Raw genomic sequence first — 17,814 nt, forward strand, 5'->3', positions numbered from 1 at the left:
TTAATTACTGAAATTCTGAATTGATGGAGCAGACCTTATGTCGAATATGCAGCTGGACACCTTGAGACGTATTGTTCAGGAGATCAATGCGTCCACCAGTTTGCATGAATCACTTGACATCATGGTCAATCATGTAGCCGAAGCCATGCAGGTTGATGTCTGCTCGATTTATCTCCTCGATGAACGTAATCAGCGCTATCTACTCATGGCATCTAAGGGCCTGAATGCGGAATCCGTCGGCCATGTATCCTTGCAGACAGGGGAAGGGCTGGTAGGGCTGGTAGGCCAGCGTGAAGAAATTGTCAATCTGGACAATGCTCCTAAACATGAACGGTTCCTGTTTTTGCCAGAAACCGGTGAAGAGCTTTATAACTCTTTTCTTGGCGTTCCAGTCATGTACCGTCGCAAGGTCATGGGCGTACTGGTTGTTCAAAACAAGGAGCCACAGGATTTTTCCGAAGCTGCCGAATCTTTTCTGGTTACGCTCTGTGCCCAGCTTTCAGGCGTAATTGCGCATGCCCATGCGGTCGGCAATATTGATGTATTCCGTAAACCGAGTAACCTGCCTGCCTATAAAACCTTTCAGGGGGTTTCCGGTTCAGGGGGTATTGCCTTAGGCCGTGCAGTGATTCTTTATCCGCCAGCGGATCTGACTGCCGTACCGGAACGTGAAGCCGACGATATCAGTGAAGAACTAATGTTATTGGATAGCGCGCTGAATTCAGTCCGTGAAGAAATTCAGTGGCTGGATGACAAGATGCAGGATGCACTCATGGCTGAAGAGCGCGCACTGTTTAGTGTGTTCTTGCGGATGCTGGATGAAAATGCACTGCCTGCAGAAATCAAGGCTTTTATCCGTGAAGGCCACTGGGCACAAGGCGCGGTGCGGATTGTCATTGACAATCATGTGGCACAATTTTCCCAGATGGAAGATGATTATTTACGTGAGCGGGTGGCAGACCTGAAAGATCTGGGCCGCCGTATTCTGGCCCGTTTACAGGAAGCAGATGCCAGTCACCGTGAACTGACCGATGAAAGCATCCTGATTGGTGAAGAAATTTCGACGGCAGCACTAGTTGAATTACCAGTAGATAAAATTGCCGCAATTGTCACCACTGAAGGTGCCATGAACTCACATATGGTGATTGTAGCGCGTGCTCTCGGTATTCCGACTGTGGTCGGCGTAACCGAACTGCCAATCAATACCCTCGATGATGTGGAAATGATTGTCGATGCGCATCAGGGCCGGGTCTTTATTAATCCGCCACGTCGCCTGCGCAGTCGCTATAAAGAAATTCAAAAAGAAGAAGAACAAATCGCTAAAGATCTGCGCCAGTACGAAACCAAAGATGCGATTACCCCGGATGGCATAGCGGTAAAACTATTCGTCAATACCGGCCTGATGATTGATGTAGTCCGTGGTGTGCAACGTGGTGCCAAAGGCGTTGGCCTATACCGCTCTGAAATTCCGTTTATGTTACGTGACCGCTTCCCAGGTGAAGAAGAACAACGTGCGATTTATCGTCAGCAGCTCAGTCACTTTGCCAATAAACCGGTGGTGATGCGAACGCTGGACATTGGGGCCGACAAAGACCTGCCATATTTCTCGATTGAAGAAGAAAATTCCGCACTCGGCTGGCGTGGTATTCGTTTTACCCTAGACCATCCGGAAATTTTTTCTTCACAGATTCGCGCCATGCTCAAAGCCAGTATCGGACTGAATAACCTGCATATTCTGCTGCCGATGGTGACCAGTGTCAGTGAAGTCGAAGAAGCGCTCTACCTGCTGGAACGTGATCATGCGGCGATTCAGGAAGAGGAACAGGTCAAGGTAAACAAGCCTAAACTCGGTATTATGGTGGAAGTTCCCAGCGTGCTATATCAGATTGATGAATTTTCCGAACTGGTCGATTTCTTCTCGGTCGGCTCCAACGATCTGACCCAATATCTGTTGGCCGTCGACCGTAATAATCCACGGGTGGCCAATGTCTATTCACACCTGCACCCTGCAGTAATGCGTGCCCTGACCCGTCTGGTGCAGGACTGTCATCGCAATGAAAAACCGGTCAGTATCTGCGGGGAAATGGCGGGTGATCCGCTGTCTGCCGTTTTACTCATGGCCATGGGCTTTAATACCCTGTCGATGAGTTCAAGTAATATTCTGCGGGTTCGTAAAACCATTTGTCATGTTCCGATGAGTGATGCACAGGAATTGCTACAACATGTGTTAAAAATGGACAATCCACTCATGGTAAAAAGCTGGTTAGAATATTATTTCAGAACTCATGGTCTGGGAGATATAGTGAAATCAGCCACGCGTATGGTAGGTGCTTAATACGGGGCTTTTCCAGCCCCCTCACTCTCGACATTGGTGGAGGTGGTTATGGAATTTCTGGTCATTCTGTTCATGGTAGGTGTAGTGTTCTATATTGTTATTATTGCACCTGCCTTAAAAGCCCGAAAAAATACTGATGATTCGTATTCATCTCGCTCCCGCCCTGCCAGCAATCGGACCAGCAACTCTACCGAACGGCCTAAAATGTCGCCACTACTGGGCATTGAAATTTCGGCATCGCAACGACGGCGTTTAGGCCGACATGACCCGTCCGTGATGGCCGCCAAACTTTATCAGCAACAAAAACATCAATTTGCCAGTTTTCAACAGGCCAGGCCGCAGCCTCATTCCCCTCACCCTGAAGCGCCTGTTCACACCAGACTACATAAACTTTTCAGTGATTTAATCACGGATGAATCTTCAACCCAGTCCCGTCGTCCAAATCAATATTCACAAACCCGTCGTACCCGGCCAGTCGCCCCGCTTTCTCCACTCAAATCCAACCCCAAACAGCCACCACATCGCCCCCAACCACCTTATAAACCTTAAGCTGCCATTAAAAAAGGGCGATCTTCCATGGAATATCGCCCTTGTCTGTGCTTGTTGTAGCCTCGTTTTGCATTTTTCTTTCGATCTACAAAGACCTGGCTTTTGTTGACTTCATGCATGTGTTTTGCCACAAAATTATGGATCACCACCTGCTCGGCTGTTTTCTTCTTGGCCATCTTGCTCTCTATATCATTTGGAGGAAGGAGTGAGATAATTATAAGGCTGACTGATTAATTTTCAAGCATATTTGCCAATGCTTTTTTTAAAAAAAAGTTCATTTAGACAGAATTTTACATGAGGCAAAAATGAGGGCTATAACCAGAACACCTTATTATTTTATTCATCATTTTTATGCTTTCTTTCAGCCGAGCAAGACCCAGTCAAAAACCATTTAAAATAAAATAGTTATAAAATTTATTTTAAACAATGCTCTACAGTTATTATCTTAATCTTTGGTTAAAAATATATTATGGACTTGAATATTGTTATTTTCGTTTAATCCCATTCATTATTCGAATTATGCAAAATAAGTAGAATTTGATATTGTCAGAGTGCAGAAAAGTCGTTACTTTTCAAAAAGTAAACTTTTAATTTTCAATATATTAGTCTTCATTGACCTTTAAAATCCTATTTGAGTAACTTTACTCAATCATATCCTGTGAATCCCATTTTGGGCCTTAACAGTATTTATATAAAAATATTGAAAATAGAGTAACACCTCATGCCCTTGGCAAATTACTCAATATTTTGTGAATACTGAATAGAGGCTACAAAATATTCAAAACTTGGAGAGAAAGATGAGCCAAGATTTTAAAAAATGTCCTGTTACCCACCTGACTACTGAGGCTGGGGCACCTGTAGTCGACAACCAGAACAGTATGACGGCAGGTGCGCGTGGACCTTTACTTGCCCAGGATTTATGGCTGAATGAAAAACTGGCCAACTTTGTCCGCGAAGTGATTCCAGAACGTCGTATGCATGCCAAAGGTTCCGGTGCTTTTGGGATCTTTACTGTGACCAACGATATTACCCAATATACCCGCGCTAAAATTTTCTCGGAAGTCGGCAAAAAAACCGAAATGTTTGCACGTTTCTCAACAGTGGCAGGTGAACGTGGCGCCGCCGATGCAGAACGCGATATTCGTGGTTTTGCCCTGAAATTCTATACTGAAGAAGGTAATTGGGATCTGGTCGGCAACAATACTCCAGTATTTTTCCTGCGTGATGCCCGCAAGTTCCCGGACCTGAATAAAGCAGTCAAACGTGATCCGAAAACCAACAAGCGCAGTGCCACCAATAATTGGGATTTCTGGACATTACTGCCTGAAGCCTTTCATCAAGTGACTATTGTCATGTCAGACCGTGGGATTCCGGCCGGCTACCGTCATATGCATGGTTTTGGCAGTCATACCTTCAGTTTTATCAATGCCAATAATGAACGTTTCTGGGTGAAATTCCATATGCGTACCCAGCAAGGTATCCAGAACCTGACCGATGCTGAAGCTGAAGCCTTAATCGCTAAAGACCGTGAAAGCAGCCAGACCGACCTGTTTGATGCCATCGAACGTGGTGACTATCCAAAATGGAAAATGTACGTTCAGATCATGCCGGAACTGGAAGCTGAAACAGTGCCTTATCATCCATTTGACCTGACCAAAGTCTGGCCGAAAGGCGATTATCCACTGATTGAAGTCGGTGAATTCGAGCTGAACCGCAATCCGGAGAACTATTTCCAGGATGTGGAACAGGCCACCTTTGCACCAAGCAATCTGGTACCAGGTATCAGCTATTCACCAGACCGTATGTTACAGGCACGTTTAGTGAACTATGCCGATGCAGCGCGCTACCGTGTAGGAGTAAATCATTCACAGGTTCCAGTCAATGCGGCACGTTGTCCTGTACATTCGAACCGCCGTGATGGTCAAGGCCGCATGGATGGCAACTATGGTTCATTGCCGCATTACGAGCCAAACAGTTTTAGCCAGTGGCAGGAGCAGCCGGAATTCAGGGAACCGCCACTAAAAATTACCGGAGATGCCGATTTCTGGGATTTTCGTGAAGATGACAGTGATTACTTCAGCCAACCTCGTGCCCTGTTCAATCTAATGAATGACCAGCAGAAACAGGCGCTGTTCAATAATACGGCTAGAGCAATGGGCGATGCCCTGGATTTCATCAAATACCGTCACATCCGCAACTGTTATCATTGTGATCCCGCTTACGGTGAAGGCGTAGCACAAGCACTGGGGATGACTGTAGCAGATGCTCAAGCGGCTCGTGAAAGCGACCCAGCCAAAGGGCTACCTAGTTTCATCTAAGCCACTTTAGATATGTATAGAAAAACCACCTTCGGGTGGTTTTTTATTGCGGTATCCAGCACTATAGAAGCAAGCTCATACAAAAAGAAATACCAGAATGCATCCAAATATTGAAGACATCATTCAACAGCACGACATCATTGTGTTTGATGCCGTTTGCGTGATCTGTAATGGCTGGGCACGATTTTTAATTCAATACGATAAAAAAATACAGTTTAAACTGGTCTCTGCCCAATCTCCTTTAGGTATTGCCCTGCTTGAGCACTATCAGATGTCCACTGAACATTGCACCACCATGCTTGTCATCCGAGATGGCACACTGTATACCGAATCGACTGCATTACTGAAGGCGCTGCAGCATCTCGGTTTTCCATTTAATTTAATGAGCGCAGGTTATTTGGTTCCGCGTTTTATCCGGGATTTTCTGTATCGTGTGATCGCTTTAAATCGCTACACGCTATTCGGCAAAACTGAATATTGCCTGATCCCCTCCGGCGAAAATAAACGCCATTTTCTGGAAAATGCGCTTCGTGAATCCTAAGCCCGTTTTCAATCAGGTACTGTGTAGCATTGGGCTAAGTTTGGCAATGCTCTGGTTCTATCAAGGACTGATTCCAAAAATTCTGTTCCAGTCCCCTGCTGAAATCACAATCTGGCAAAATATGGGTTTTGAGCTGGCATTTGCCAAGACCTTGGTGGGCTTTTCTGGGGGATGTGAAATGCTGTGGGGTGTATGCTTTCTGAAATGGAACAGATCAATTCTATTGCATGGATTAAATATAATGGGACTTGCAGGATTACTGCTGCTGATTGTACTTACCGCACCTTTACAACTCACTGCGGCATTCAATCCCGTGGTGATGAATATCGCCATGCTCATGCTTTCTGTAGTGGCTATTCAACTCATTTGGCAAGAACAAGCATAGCGTTTAGACAATAATCCGTTTGCCTTCACGTATGCAGTAAAACGGATTAATTAACTTGGAGGAATGCTTGATAATCTCATGCAAGTCATGCTCTGGTGCATCACGGTCTTCATCAGTCAGCTGAAAAGTGCGGTAATGAATGGCCAGTGAGCATTTGGCCTGCAAATCGTGATGGGCATGATAAGCATCTTCCGGATTCATGTGAATCGCGCGCATCAGTTCACGTGGCTCATACGCACCAATTGGCAGCAAGGCGATCCGCGGCGCACCTAAACGTTTGCGGATTTCTTTAAAATGTGAGGCATAGCCACTATCTCCGGCAAAGAAACAATGCTCCTTGCCATGCAATAAAGAAAAACCTCCCCAGAGGGCACAGTTCTGATCGCGTATGCCGCGCCCAGAAGCATGTTGCGCCGGTGTATAGACAATCCTGATCTCTTCAAAAAAGGCGTTTTCCCACCAGTCCATTTCATGCACGGTATAATGTTCTGGCAAATACCAGGCATTGCCCAATCCTGTATAAATCGGCATCTGAAAAGTCGTATGCAGCCATTCCAGACTGGCCAGATCCATATGGTCATAGTGGTTATGGCTCAGCAACACAGCATCAATATGGGGTAGTTCATCCAGGGCAATACCTGCCGGAATGACGCGCTGTGGCCCGGTAGATGCAGAAGGACCAGCATATTCGCCCCAGACCGGATCGGTCAGGAAATTATAAGGTCCAATCTGAATGAGTACGGTGGCATGACCAATAAACCAGATTTGCCAGTCATCTAGGGGAGCATCAGGACGATGCTGCGGCAAAGCACGTGGACGTGCAAAAAACTCGGCACGCTCCTCATCAAGGTTGACTTGCCAGGTACTGGATTTTCGGGTAACCAGCCATTTATATAAATCAAAACGACTGCGCGATAATGGGGAATATTCCAGATTATGAAAGCGTTGACCATCAAAATGATCGGAATGCAGATACTCAAATACCGGCTTAGACCAGACATGTTTCCAGCTGGACTGTGTGGGTAACTGAAATTTTTTAGTTTTAAAAAAATCTTGCATAAATATCCACTATTTATTATTCGTTATATGCAAGTTAGCTACCGCTTGAAATCGTCAAGTGCAGCAGCGTTTAAATGAGCATACAAACTTAAAACAGGCGCGTAGCAATATAGTATGAAATCCAATATCGTTAATCATGTATGTTTTTGTTATTTTTAATAAAAACACCATGTAAAAATCTTTCAGCTTATAAAAGTCACAGATTATAAGAAAAATACTGCTCGCAGCCTTCTGCCTAAACATACAAAATGATGCCAAACCCTTTTAGGCTCATTTTGACAAAGTCATGACTCCTATGGGTAACTTTCTGACAGAGTGCATCTGCTCCCCAGACGAGGATCAGTTTCATCAGCTTAAGCATACCGGAGAGACAGGCTGAAATCAGAAAAAATGGGCTCAAGCGATTTTTTATATGGGTTATACACGGCCTAAGGTTCGCTCCAACCATACGGCCTTGGTTTGTGGCTTTACAAACAGGGCAATAATTTCCGGGTGCAATTGTTTAATCTGGGTCTCGATCCTGTTTACACAGGCTTCAATTTGATCGGATGTTAAATCATCTTTAAATTCCAGACTTAAGGATGCAATGACTTGATGCGCGCCCATCTGTTCCGTTAATACCCCGTTGGCACTAAAAACTGCAGCATCCTGTTGCGCAATATTTAATACATTTTCCCGCAGTTTAGGATCCGCAGTCTCACCGAGCAACAGGCCCTTGGTTTCACGTGCCAAAAACCAGGCCGATACGGCAAGCACCACCCCAATTAAGATTGAGGCTACCCCATCCAGTTCGGGAATATTTAGCTGATGAGCAAGAAAGATACCGACCAAGGCAATCACCAAGCCGATCAGTGCAGCAGTATCTTCAAATAAAACGGTAAAGGTAGTTGGGTCCTTACTCCGTCGAAAGGCTTCAAAATATCCCATATTTCCTTTTTGTTTACGAAATGTTTTTAGTGCCACTGACCATGAAAACCCTTCACATAAAATGGCTATGCCAAGCACGATATAGTTGATCATAGGATTCTGCATTTCTTCAGGCTGAATAATGTGATAAATACCCTGAAAAATAGAGACAATGGCACCCAGTGCAAATACCAGCAATGCCACAATAAAAGCCCAGAAATATAGTTCACGGCCATAACCAAACGGATGTTTAACGTCTCCAGGTTTTTTGGCTTTTTTCATTCCGTATAACAGCAGAATTTCATTCAAGGTATCGACTACCGAATGAACAGCCTCACTCAGCATTGCAGAGCTGTTGGTAATATAGGCTGCGACAAATTTAACCAGGGCAATCGCCAAATTGCCGAACATGGCTGCATAAACGACAATTTTATTGGATTCAGACATCTTGACACTGTCCCAAATAATCTTGATCAAGCTTTATTGATCTTATGTCTTGCATCTTAAAGTGTTTTGACTACCGAGTTGTTTTACAAATTGTTGTTTCGTCGTGATGGTCTAGCATTTCCAGTCTGCTTTTGGAAAATATCTAGACCTAATAAAAAAATTTTCCCTTTCCCTTCATGGAAGGGTTAGTGTCTGGAAAAATATTGCTCACGCCATTCTTTAGAGAAATACAGGATAATCCCGAACATCACCACAGCAACACCCGCAAAAGCATGGCTGCTGATGATTTCATTATTCAATGTAGCCCCCAGTACCAAGGCAATCACTGGCGTCATGACATTACTAAGAGAGACTGTTGAAGCGGCCAGACGACGAATCAGCCAGAAATAGCACAGCATCGCCACAATCGAAGACAGAATCATGGTAAATATAAATCCGATGATGGCATGGCTGCTTGGCATCTGGGTTGGAAAATGCTGCCAGATAAATGGAATCAGTAATAAAGAACCCAGCGCAGAAACCAGCAGCGAACCCGTGGCTTGCGACATTGGCTTTAATGGTGCATTGATCTGTTTAACCCAGAAGATCGAACTGATATAGGACACCATACTGATCAGCATCAGTACCACACCCCATGGGTTAATCTTGCTGTCTGCCGAGTCAGCGAAAACAAAACACAGGCCACCTACTGCAATTGCCATACCAAGCCACTGTACCCAGATCAGTTTATGAGTTTTTAAAATCACATGACCGATTAAACCGGCAATCAATGGCGAGAATCCAAAAATCAGCGCCATCAGACCTGACGTTAAATAGTTGGCAGCCAGATAAATAAACAATTGTGCCCCAATTAAATTAAGACTACCTGCCACATAACTTTTTAATGACGTTTGATCAAATGGCAATGGGTTACGCATAATTGCCAATAAAACCAAAGCAATGACACAGGCACCAAAATAACGAATCACCAGCACCCACATCGGATGCACTTCAGCCACACTCCAAACAATGGCCAATGGTGTGGCGGCCCAAATGAGCACCAACAAGGCATAAATGCTGGCTGTTAAAATCATGGGAGATGAGTTTGAATTCATATACAACTCAATTAAATATAATAAAAAGAATTAAACCAAAAGTTCTGTTCAAATCCACGATTAGCAATATTACAAGCGGCATGGATGCCGCTCGAGCGTTTGGGATACAAGGAAGTATCCTCAAACGCTCAAAAGATTTTTGTTACTTTTCATCTTTGAAAAGTAAGACACACCTGCACAAAGTAATTAAACGTCGCAATATAAATAGTGATCATGCCAAAACAATAAATAAAGTAGCCATAAAAAAGCAGACCCAGGTTGCCCGAGGTCTGCTCCTTTGTAAACCGAGATTACTTCACAAGCTTACGAAGATCCTGGCTAAGATCCAGATATTTGTCTGCTTCAAATGCAGCCTGCTTGCTGATCAGCTTTTTCAGATGACGCATTTCTTTAGCAGCATTCACCGTGATACCACCAACGATCACACCGTCAGTCACACCAAACATCACGAATGAGGATTCAGCGCGAAGTTCTGGATTGATTTCACCACGAACCTGCCATTCAGCTGCAGCCATATCGCCAACAAACTGGTAGTTGATATCCAGTTGGTCTGTCCAGAACCATGCTGGATTGGCCACTGGATGCTCGACACCCATCACATGACGTGCAAAGATGCCTGCTTGCAGGTTGGCATTTTCCCAGGTTTCTACACGACGGTGGTTACCACAGTCACGTAACTGAGTTGCTACGTCACCCGCAGCGTAAATGTCTGCATTTGAAGTCTGGCAGTTTTCATTCACTTTAATTGCAAAATCAACATCCAGACCGGCCTCTACAGCCAGCTGTGCATTTGGCACAATACCGATACCGTACACTACAGCATCAGCCCGAAGTTCTTCACCACCTTCAAGGGTAATCACAACTTCTTCACCATCCAGCTTGCAGTCTGCAATCTTGGTTTCCAGACGAACGTCAATTCCGGCCAGACGCTGTTGCTCTAACAGGAACTCGCTCAGGATACGCGGCGAGCAGCGACCCATGACCATAGGACCCATTTCAATTACAGTTACCTGACAGTCCTTGAAACGTGCAGAAGAAGCCAGTTCCAGACCGATCACACCACCACCGATCAGGACAATACGACGGCCTGCTTGAAGTACAGGAACCAGTGCCTGTGAATCTTCCAGGTTACGCAGGGTATAAACATGCTTACCTAGTGCATCGAAGTTTGGCAAACGGCGTGCTGCACCACCAGTGGCAAGTAACAGTTTGTCATAAGCAACAACGTCACCATGTTGAAGTTCAACCGTGTGGGCTTCAGCATTGATTTTTGCAACGCCATTACCACGGATAGTTGTTACGCCAAGTTCAGCCAGTTTTTCTTCTGACAGAATTTCAATCTTGGTTTCTTCAGGTTTTAGAATCACGTCTTTAGACAGTGGTGGACGCTCATAAGGCAGATGCGTTTCATCACCGATCAGAATGATTTTGCCTTCGTACTTGTTGCCACGAAGTTCTAAAATCGCACTTGCACCTGCCTGGCCAGCACCTACAATTACGATAGTTTCGATGTTGCTCATGTCATTAACCTTTTAACTCTGCAGATACGATGCCAAAGCCCGCAATCCATTCACTGATTTCTTCATAGCAGTGTGTTGTCATGTCGTATTCGCCCATCTCGCTTAAAGCAGCAAAAGCAGCCATCCAAGAACGGACTTCCTGACCACCACGGCCACCTTCACGGCGGATTTCAGCTTCAGTCATCGCTTCGAGTGCAGCAAAATCGGCATTCTTGAATTTTTCCAGCAGTGCAATATCCCATTCTGCATTGAGAGGAACTGCAACAGAGGTATCCCCTGCTGCCAGTTTCTGGCCCACAGCAATGATTTTCGCTTGACGTGCTGAACGTGCTTCCGGAGTCGGATGACGACCGGCAATCAGGAACTCTTCCACTTCTGGTGGTACTGAACCCATTTGCGGTGTAGGTGGATCATGTGACAGACCACCTGTACCTAAAACCAGTACCCGCTCATTTTCAAGGTTTAAAGATTTGATGTATTGACCGACTGCACGACCCAAAGCGATGGTACGTTTGGTGGTTGGCATTGGAGCTGCAGCACCATTAATAAACACAGGAATGGTTGGATAACGGTCCAACTGACCTTCGCACAAGAAATGCAGTGGCTGAGTCACACCATGGTCGGCCTGCATACGGTAGGAGTATGCCACGTCCACACCCTCGTCCAGTACACGACGCACCATCGCCAAGGCTTTGTCTTCTGGTACATCGATATGGTCATTGTCTTTACCATAATCCCAGTCACCTGCCGCTTTGGCACGGATACCCACGCAGAAACTTGGCATCAGGTCATAGAAGAAACCATTGAAATGGTCAGGACCGAAGGTAATGATTAAGGTTGGGTCGTAAGCTTTCACTTCAGCTGCAAGTTGGTCAAAAGCTTCGCGTACTGCGACTTCCTGACGTTTTTCTTGCGGGGAAGCAAATTCCATTAAGGGGCTGTGCGATGCACAAATGAGTTTAACGGCCATGAGAGACTCCTGAAAAGGAAAGCAGCCTTAGAACAGGCTGCCGATAAGTCCATTTGATTCAGACTAGATTTTATTCGTCAAAGAAACCAGCACGTGGCTGACGCAAGCCCCGGATACCCAGACCACATTCTGCATTGATCAGAACACCGGTCAGAGGACGGTTATTTTGACGAGATGCCAAGAGCACGTATGAACCTGTCATATCTTCCGGTTCAGGTAAGAAGTTCAGTGGCATGCCACGTGCGATTTTCTCAGGATCGCGTGCATCCAGCAGACCAAGATTTTCCTGGCCTAAAGATGCAGCACCCTTGATATTCACATTCATACCTGATGGTGCAACAGCGTTCACTCGTACTTTAGGCGCAAGCTCGTAGGCCAGTTCTTTCATAATTCCGACACCGGCATGCTTAGATGCAGTATATACAGGGCCTCCGCCAGCGGAGTACAGTGCTGAATTAGACAAAGTAAATATGATAGAACCTTCAGAAGCGATCAATGCATCCAGTGCAGCCTTCGCACCGAGGATCAGAGATTTGGTATTAATCCCCATAATCTCGTCAAAGGCTTTCTCTAGCTGCTCGCCTGAGGTATTGACGATATCTGCATAATGATCCCAGATACCGGCATTGCCTACGAAGCAATCGAGTTTGCCATAACGTTCCACAGTTGCCTGAACTGCACGAACGTTATCTTCATAGCTGGCCACATCACCTGCGATCGCAAGCACGCGGTCACCAAAATGTTCTTTCAGTGCATCAACTTTTGATTGTGAACGCTGAAGAACGGCAACTTGTGCGCCCTCTTCCAGGAAACGTTCAACCAATGCCCAGCCTAAGCCTGAACCACCACCGGTAATAAGTGCAACTTCGCCTTGTAGCCAACCCATGATTACTCTCCTGCCATCTCTACAAACAATTGACCATCTTCAACAATCACTGGGAAAGTCTGGATTGGATCAGTCGCTGGTAAGCAAAGTGCTTGACCTGTTTTTAAACAGAAACGTGCTGCATGAAGTGGACATTCAACAGTACCGTCATCTTCCAGATAACCTTCAGACATTGAAGCGTTACCGTGTGAGCAACGGTCGTTCATTGCAAAGAACTCACCACCGTTGTTGAATACTGCCAGCGCATCGATACCGTTTACGCCACAATCTACTTTCAATGCTTCGCCTTCGTCTAATTCGTCAACTTGGCATACAAAAATCTTATTCATTAGAAGAACACACTCAGGTTATGTGAACTGTAAGTAACTTGGTCAAGCATGATCTTACGGTTGAAAATCTGGAAGCCTAGGCCACCCTCAACTTTACGGATCTTGTCATGACGTTTACCACAGTAAATCACGACGTCTTTCTCTTTTTGCGTGCGGTACAACAGGTACGTTACGTACACGTCGTATTCGCCTTCAACTTCAGTGGCTTCAACAATCACGTTAGAAACCATATGAGTTGTACGTGACGGAGGCTCTTCAGCCCAAGCCATACCGGTCTCAAGACGAGCCACACGACGCTCTAAAAGATCTTTCGTATCGTTGAACACCCAAGTGGTAGGTGGTTCAACTGAACGACGACGGTCACGGGTTTGTGCGTTTGGTGTGGTACGTAGCGTGTAAGAAATGTCTTCAGCTAACGTGTCCAACCATTCGCGGAATTTCCAGTCGTCAAGCAGCTTTGCTTCACGGTAAAGGAACTGGCTAATTTGATGATGAAGTTCTAAGCTGATTTGACTCATTTCATAAGCTCCTTCTCATATTCGTCAGCCGCTTTTTCCACGTCTTCCCATTTTTCATGGATCAATAAATCTGCCCAGCGGCGGTACATACCACGTGCTGCAGTTTCAGAGAAAATGTAGTTGGTGATACCCGGGATACCATCTTCACGTACTTTCTCGTTACCTTTACCCATTTCCATAATGAGTTTGTTTTGACGCGCTTTGTAACCACGTAAAACTTTTTGAATCTCGATCCAGTTCTCAGAGTCATCTTGCTCTAGGAAACCAGCAGGACCAAAAGCACGCGTTGCAGAACGCTCGAATGCTTCTTTCACTTCTTGAGATGCTTCAGCATCCGCAATACAGAATGCCCAAACTTCAGTTTTGTTTGGACCACGTGGATGCCATACGCGAAGTGTTGCAGTACCGTTCAACCAAGACAATGTTGGGAACATGGTGTTGTGACCTGCAAGACGCAATGCACGAGTCTCGCCTAGACGCTCTTTTACTTCTTCGTAAGTTTCACGGAAGTAGTTGGCAACTTCACCGTCAACCCATACGTTTGCGTCTGGTTTCTCTGTGAAGAAGAAGCCTGAACCGTGACCACGTGAACCGTACTGGATTGCATCTTTGGCAGTTTCCCAAACAGGACGAGCAGTTTGCGCAGCACCTAATTTCTTAGATGATTCGTCGTCTGGTTTCGCACCAAGCACTTGAATTGCAGATGCATGAGAGAACAATGCGTGGTATTGGTCAGATGCAAACTGTTCAGCTGCAAATTTCCAGTTACACTCGATTTCCCACTTGTGGACACCACCGATGATTTCTGTACCCCCTGGACGACGGTCAACAACGCCATCTAGGTACCAGGCGATATCGCCCATGTATTCTTCTAGATCTGGAGTTGTTTCATCCCAGCATCCGAATATCAGGCCTTTGTATGATTTAACACGGTTAACTTCCACCAGACCCCATTGCTCTTTACATGCGCCTTGTGGGTAAGCACGCTCTTCAAGCGGGATGTCTTTTAAAGAACCGTCAATACCGTAAGACCAGCCGTGGTACGGGCATGTGAATGCACGTGTATTCCCACAGTCTGCGAAGCTCACACGCATTGAGCGGTGACGGCACTGGTTTAAGAATGCTTTGATTGAGCCATCTTTTTGACGTGCCACGATGATCGGATCTTCACCCATGTAGGTGTTGAAAAAGTCACCAGCCTTAGGAATCTGGCTCTCATGACAAAGGAACAACCAGGTACGGCCGAAAACGCGTTCAAGTTCTAATTCGTAAATATCTGGATCTGTATAAATAGATGGAGTGATACGTCCATTTTGTGCATCGACTAAAGCGTCGATTTCACGCACATCAATTTTTCCACTCATGAAAATCTCCTGTGACCCATCAAGGCACAAAGTAAATAGACTCAATTCGAATGGATAATGGATTTTAGGCGGGATTTGGGGAAATATTTTTTTTGTTTCAATTAATAGCTTAAAGCAATTATTAAGGACGTGGATTTTTATATTAAAACATCCATTAATCCTTTCAGAGCATTTAGTTTATGAATGGCAAAATAATCTTCACGACATAGTTATTTATAGATTATACTTTGATGAAATTATAGTAAGACATTTTTTGGATTACTCTTTGGGTTGATGACATGGAATTACGACACCTCCGCTACTTTATTACCGTTGCTGAAGAACTGAACTTTAGCAAGGCCGCACTTAAACTTTATACGGCTCAACCCTCTCTTAGCCAGCAAATCAAGGACCTGGAAGAAGACGTCGGCGTAAAGCTGTTGAACCGAACCAAACGTAAAGTGGAGCTGACCGAAGAAGGTGCCGTATTCCTGGAACAGGCTCGCCTGACCCTGGCACAAGCAGACAAGGCCGTTGCCATGGCGCGTCAGGTGTCACAGGCCAAGCAGCAAATGCTCCGGATTGGCTTTGTTCCAGTAGCCGAAATGAAAATTTTCCCGTATATCTTGCCTAATCTGCGGGTGCAGAATCCGGATTTAAAAATTGAACTGCTCAGTCTGAACAACAATGAGCAAATGCGCCTGTTAAAAAAAGGTGATCTGGATCTGACCTTTACCCGTCATAATTTCAATAGCGATGAAATTGAAAGTCAGTTCGTGATTCGTGAACCGCTGATTTTCCTGCTACCCAAAGACCATCCGCTGGCAAAATATGACCGTATTCCAGTTAAGGCATTGAATGGTATTGATTTTATCATTCCATCAGCAGAGCAGTCTTTTACCTTGCACCATACAATTTTGGATTTTGCCAAGGCTAACGGCATTGAACTTAATATTGTCCAAAAAGCTGACAATATCCTGTTTAATATCAACTCGATCGGTATCGGATTGGGGTGCACGATTTTACCTGGTTATATCGCACCGCTGACTATGGAAAATACTGTGATTCGCCCTCTGGACGTAGAGCTGCCATATTTGGACCTGTATGTCAGTTACCACAAAAACAATAAATCCTATGCAGTCAGCAAATTTCTTGAGCTTCTGACCCGGGTGTTCTATCTCGATATTAACCGCAACGAACAGAATTAAACTCCTTCTTGGTTAAGCATATGTCATTCGAATTTTGGTAGACATATGCTTTTTTCGTTTTATTATTTTTTGCTTAAAGATTTATTTTTAATTCTATTTTTTGATAAGGACTGCTTGGCGAGTACTTAAGTTTATAGTTTAGCCCCGTCCAATCATGCATCTTTTTCACTCTAAATGTGCTCCGTTTACAACTTAAGTCTAATAAAACTTAATTCAGGTTTTTCTCGGTTTAAATTCAACAAGTATCTAAAAATCATGATTTTTTCGAACCCACTTTGGTGAATGAGAATCATATTCATTTATATACGGTGCGTTGAATATATAACGTATAAAAAAGGATGGCCGAGCCATCCTTTTTTTAAAACTGTATCAAACTTATTTTACGCCGTGAACAGCCAGGTAGTTTTTGATTACAGTGTTGAATTCATCTGATTTTTCAACTTGAGACCAGTGACCACATTGGCTGAAGATGTGCGCATCAGCATTTGGTACCACATTCAAGATATCCCATGTACGGGATACTGGAATTACTACGTCTTGCGTACCGTGAATCAATAGTACTGGCACAGTGATGTCTTTCATTTTCTCAAAGTCGAGCGGGAATTCAAAACGGTCACGGTCACGTGCGCCTACCACATCCATCAAACGGTTTGAAGCATAGTCATTTGCTGCTGAAGCAAAACGTACTTTTACCAGTTCATCTGTAATCAGGTCTTTGTTCACTACGAACATAGACAGGGTTTTCTTGATCCCTTCTTCTGTAAGAACTGGGTTTGCATGTGCTTTCAATGCAGCAGTCTGTTTTGCGCCGCCCGTACCCATAGATACGATACCGAGTACACGCTCTGGATAATCCAGTGCCAACTGGAATGCCAACCAGCCACCTAAAGAGTTACCCACCAGCCAGGTTTTTTCGATACCTAACGCATCTAAAGTCCGGATCGCATGGTCTACCCATGCGCGGATACCATATTGTGTACCTGGAGCAACCACTGTCTGACCATAGCCAATCGTGTCAATTGCGATACAACGTGCTTGTTCACCAATTGAAGGCAGGTTCAACCACCAGTTCGCTGCAGCCGATACACCTGTACCTGAACCGTGCAAAAACAGAATTGGTGTACCTTCACCAATTTCGTGGTAATGGGTCAACTCACCTTCAGCGGTTTCAATCCATTTGTCTTCTAAGCCAAAGAATGGATCTGTTTGATAGTCAGGGATTTGAACAGTGCTCATATTGCTTCCTCTTACAGTCTTTAGCTTGCGTGTCCCTCTATTTTCAAGAACGCCACGTCAAGTTGACTCATTAAAATGACTTGTGTACACCCTTATATTAACCGCTCAACTGCAATCAACTGATACAAAATTTCGATTGCACCCTATAAAATAGATATAATTTAAGTCAT

The 17,814-nt window shown here is 44.9% G+C and carries 17 protein-coding genes; 6 read left to right on the forward strand and 11 right to left on the reverse strand.

Translation table 11 applies throughout. The features are described 5' to 3' along the window. Positions 1 to 37: 37 nt before the first annotated feature. Positions 38 to 2,335 (forward strand): phosphoenolpyruvate--protein phosphotransferase, encoded by a 2,298-nt coding sequence (gene ptsP / locus AY605_RS02445; RefSeq protein WP_064094880.1) that lies wholly within the window; start codon positions 38 to 40, stop codon positions 2,333 to 2,335. 48 nt (positions 2,336 to 2,383) lie between these two features. Beyond that, a complete protein-coding gene (locus AY605_RS02450) occupies positions 2,384 to 2,884 on the forward strand; it encodes a hypothetical protein (RefSeq protein ID WP_064094881.1) in 501 nt (166 codons plus the stop codon). Here the strand turns inward: AY605_RS02450 and AY605_RS02455 are convergent. Next, on the reverse strand, positions 2,881 to 3,060 hold the full coding sequence (locus tag AY605_RS02455; RefSeq protein ID WP_004729442.1) for a hypothetical protein: 180 nt from the start codon (positions 3,058 to 3,060) through the stop codon (positions 2,881 to 2,883). The genes AY605_RS02450 and AY605_RS02455 overlap by 4 nt on opposite strands. 621 nt (positions 3,061 to 3,681) lie before the next feature. Between AY605_RS02455 and AY605_RS02460 the strand changes: the two genes are divergently transcribed. The 3 genes from AY605_RS02460 to AY605_RS02470 all read left to right on the forward strand — a co-directional run bounded on the left by AY605_RS02460 (position 3,682) and on the right by AY605_RS02470 (position 6,128). Further along, a complete protein-coding gene (locus AY605_RS02460; protein ID WP_064094882.1) occupies positions 3,682 to 5,202 on the forward strand; it encodes a catalase in 1,521 nt (506 codons plus the stop codon). Positions 5,203 to 5,299: 97 nt separating this feature from the next. Beyond that, complete coding sequence (locus AY605_RS02465) at positions 5,300 to 5,743, forward strand: thiol-disulfide oxidoreductase DCC family protein (RefSeq protein WP_064094883.1); 444 nt, start codon at positions 5,300 to 5,302, stop codon at positions 5,741 to 5,743. Then, positions 5,733 to 6,128, forward strand: coding sequence for a DoxX-like family protein (locus AY605_RS02470; protein WP_228138631.1), 396 nt, complete (start codon positions 5,733 to 5,735; stop codon positions 6,126 to 6,128). The genes AY605_RS02465 and AY605_RS02470 overlap by 11 nt, the downstream gene beginning before the upstream one ends. 3 nt (positions 6,129 to 6,131) lie before the next feature. Here the strand turns inward: AY605_RS02470 and AY605_RS02475 are convergent, their stop codons facing one another. From AY605_RS02475 to hcaE, 9 genes are all read right to left on the reverse strand, one after another. Continuing rightward, positions 6,132 to 7,187: an MBL fold metallo-hydrolase gene (locus AY605_RS02475; RefSeq protein ID WP_064094885.1), complete on the reverse strand. Its 1,056-nt coding sequence runs from the start codon at positions 7,185 to 7,187 to the stop codon at positions 6,132 to 6,134. Between the two features lie 417 nt (positions 7,188 to 7,604). Further along, positions 7,605 to 8,540 (reverse strand): cation diffusion facilitator family transporter, encoded by a 936-nt coding sequence (locus AY605_RS02480; protein WP_064094886.1) that lies wholly within the window; start codon positions 8,538 to 8,540, stop codon positions 7,605 to 7,607. 185 nt (positions 8,541 to 8,725) lie between these two features. Next, positions 8,726 to 9,634, reverse strand: coding sequence for a DMT family transporter (locus AY605_RS02485; RefSeq protein WP_064094887.1), 909 nt, complete (start codon positions 9,632 to 9,634; stop codon positions 8,726 to 8,728). Between the two features lie 290 nt (positions 9,635 to 9,924). Next, positions 9,925 to 11,154 (reverse strand): 3-phenylpropionate/cinnamic acid dioxygenase ferredoxin--NAD(+) reductase subunit, encoded by a 1,230-nt coding sequence (gene hcaD / locus AY605_RS02490; RefSeq protein ID WP_064094888.1) that lies wholly within the window; start codon positions 11,152 to 11,154, stop codon positions 9,925 to 9,927. Between the two features lie 4 nt (positions 11,155 to 11,158). Beyond that, positions 11,159 to 12,124 (reverse strand): 3-carboxyethylcatechol 2,3-dioxygenase, encoded by a 966-nt coding sequence (locus AY605_RS02495; RefSeq protein ID WP_064094889.1) that lies wholly within the window; start codon positions 12,122 to 12,124, stop codon positions 11,159 to 11,161. A gap of 70 nt (positions 12,125 to 12,194) precedes the next feature. Then, positions 12,195 to 13,010, reverse strand: a complete 816-nt coding sequence (hcaB, locus tag AY605_RS02500) for a 3-phenylpropionate-dihydrodiol/cinnamic acid-dihydrodiol dehydrogenase (protein WP_064094890.1) — start codon at positions 13,008 to 13,010, stop codon at positions 12,195 to 12,197. A 2-nt stretch (positions 13,011 to 13,012) separates the two neighbouring features. Beyond that, complete coding sequence (gene hcaC / locus AY605_RS02505; RefSeq protein ID WP_064094891.1) at positions 13,013 to 13,339, reverse strand: 3-phenylpropionate/cinnamic acid dioxygenase ferredoxin subunit; 327 nt, start codon at positions 13,337 to 13,339, stop codon at positions 13,013 to 13,015. Beyond that, positions 13,339 to 13,857 carry a 3-phenylpropionate/cinnamic acid dioxygenase subunit beta gene (hcaF, locus tag AY605_RS02510; RefSeq protein ID WP_064094892.1) on the reverse strand — a complete coding sequence of 173 codons (519 nt, stop codon included), beginning with the start codon at positions 13,855 to 13,857 and terminating at the stop codon, positions 13,339 to 13,341. Before hcaF ends, hcaC begins: the two co-directional genes overlap by 1 nt. Further along, entirely contained in the window at positions 13,854 to 15,221 is a 1,368-nt protein-coding gene (gene hcaE / locus AY605_RS02515; protein ID WP_064094893.1) for a 3-phenylpropionate/cinnamic acid dioxygenase subunit alpha, read from the reverse strand. Before hcaE ends, hcaF begins: the two co-directional genes overlap by 4 nt. 278 nt (positions 15,222 to 15,499) lie before the next feature. Here hcaE and hcaR point away from each other — a divergent pair, with 278 nt between their 5' ends. Beyond that, positions 15,500 to 16,408, forward strand: coding sequence for a DNA-binding transcriptional regulator HcaR (gene hcaR, locus AY605_RS02520; protein WP_064094894.1), 909 nt, complete (start codon positions 15,500 to 15,502; stop codon positions 16,406 to 16,408). A gap of 375 nt (positions 16,409 to 16,783) precedes the next feature. On the opposite strand, the gene AY605_RS02525 is transcribed toward hcaR, so the two are convergent. Beyond that, positions 16,784 to 17,644 (reverse strand): alpha/beta fold hydrolase, encoded by an 861-nt coding sequence (locus AY605_RS02525; RefSeq protein WP_064094895.1) that lies wholly within the window; start codon positions 17,642 to 17,644, stop codon positions 16,784 to 16,786. Positions 17,645 to 17,814: the final 170 nt, after the last annotated feature.

The organism is Acinetobacter sp. SFD (assembly GCF_001647575.1).
GTDB lineage: Bacteria > Pseudomonadota > Gammaproteobacteria > Pseudomonadales > Moraxellaceae > Acinetobacter > Acinetobacter pecorum.

Coding starts and splice junctions, on each gene's coding strand:
- ptsP (WP_064094880.1), top strand. CDS start 38: ATGTCGAATATGCAGCTGGACACCTTGAGACGTATTGTTCAGGAGATC.
- AY605_RS02450 (WP_064094881.1), top strand. CDS start 2,384: ATGGAATTTCTGGTCATTCTGTTCATGGTAGGTGTAGTGTTCTATATT.
- AY605_RS02455 (WP_004729442.1), bottom strand. CDS start 3,060: ATGGCCAAGAAGAAAACAGCCGAGCAGGTGGTGATCCATAATTTTGTG.
- AY605_RS02460 (WP_064094882.1), top strand. CDS start 3,682: ATGAGCCAAGATTTTAAAAAATGTCCTGTTACCCACCTGACTACTGAG.
- AY605_RS02465 (WP_064094883.1), top strand. CDS start 5,300: ATGCATCCAAATATTGAAGACATCATTCAACAGCACGACATCATTGTG.
- AY605_RS02475 (WP_064094885.1), bottom strand. CDS start 7,187: ATGCAAGATTTTTTTAAAACTAAAAAATTTCAGTTACCCACACAGTCC.
- AY605_RS02480 (WP_064094886.1), bottom strand. CDS start 8,540: ATGTCTGAATCCAATAAAATTGTCGTTTATGCAGCCATGTTCGGCAAT.
- AY605_RS02485 (WP_064094887.1), bottom strand. CDS start 9,634: ATGAATTCAAACTCATCTCCCATGATTTTAACAGCCAGCATTTATGCC.
- hcaD (WP_064094888.1), bottom strand. CDS start 11,154: ATGAGCAACATCGAAACTATCGTAATTGTAGGTGCTGGCCAGGCAGGT.
- AY605_RS02495 (WP_064094889.1), bottom strand. CDS start 12,124: ATGGCCGTTAAACTCATTTGTGCATCGCACAGCCCCTTAATGGAATTT.
- hcaB (WP_064094890.1), bottom strand. CDS start 13,010: ATGGGTTGGCTACAAGGCGAAGTTGCACTTATTACCGGTGGTGGTTCA.
- hcaC (WP_064094891.1), bottom strand. CDS start 13,339: ATGAATAAGATTTTTGTATGCCAAGTTGACGAATTAGACGAAGGCGAA.
- hcaF (WP_064094892.1), bottom strand. CDS start 13,857: ATGAGTCAAATCAGCTTAGAACTTCATCATCAAATTAGCCAGTTCCTT.
- hcaE (WP_064094893.1), bottom strand. CDS start 15,221: ATGAGTGGAAAAATTGATGTGCGTGAAATCGACGCTTTAGTCGATGCA.
- hcaR (WP_064094894.1), top strand. CDS start 15,500: ATGGAATTACGACACCTCCGCTACTTTATTACCGTTGCTGAAGAACTG.
- AY605_RS02525 (WP_064094895.1), bottom strand. CDS start 17,644: ATGAGCACTGTTCAAATCCCTGACTATCAAACAGATCCATTCTTTGGC.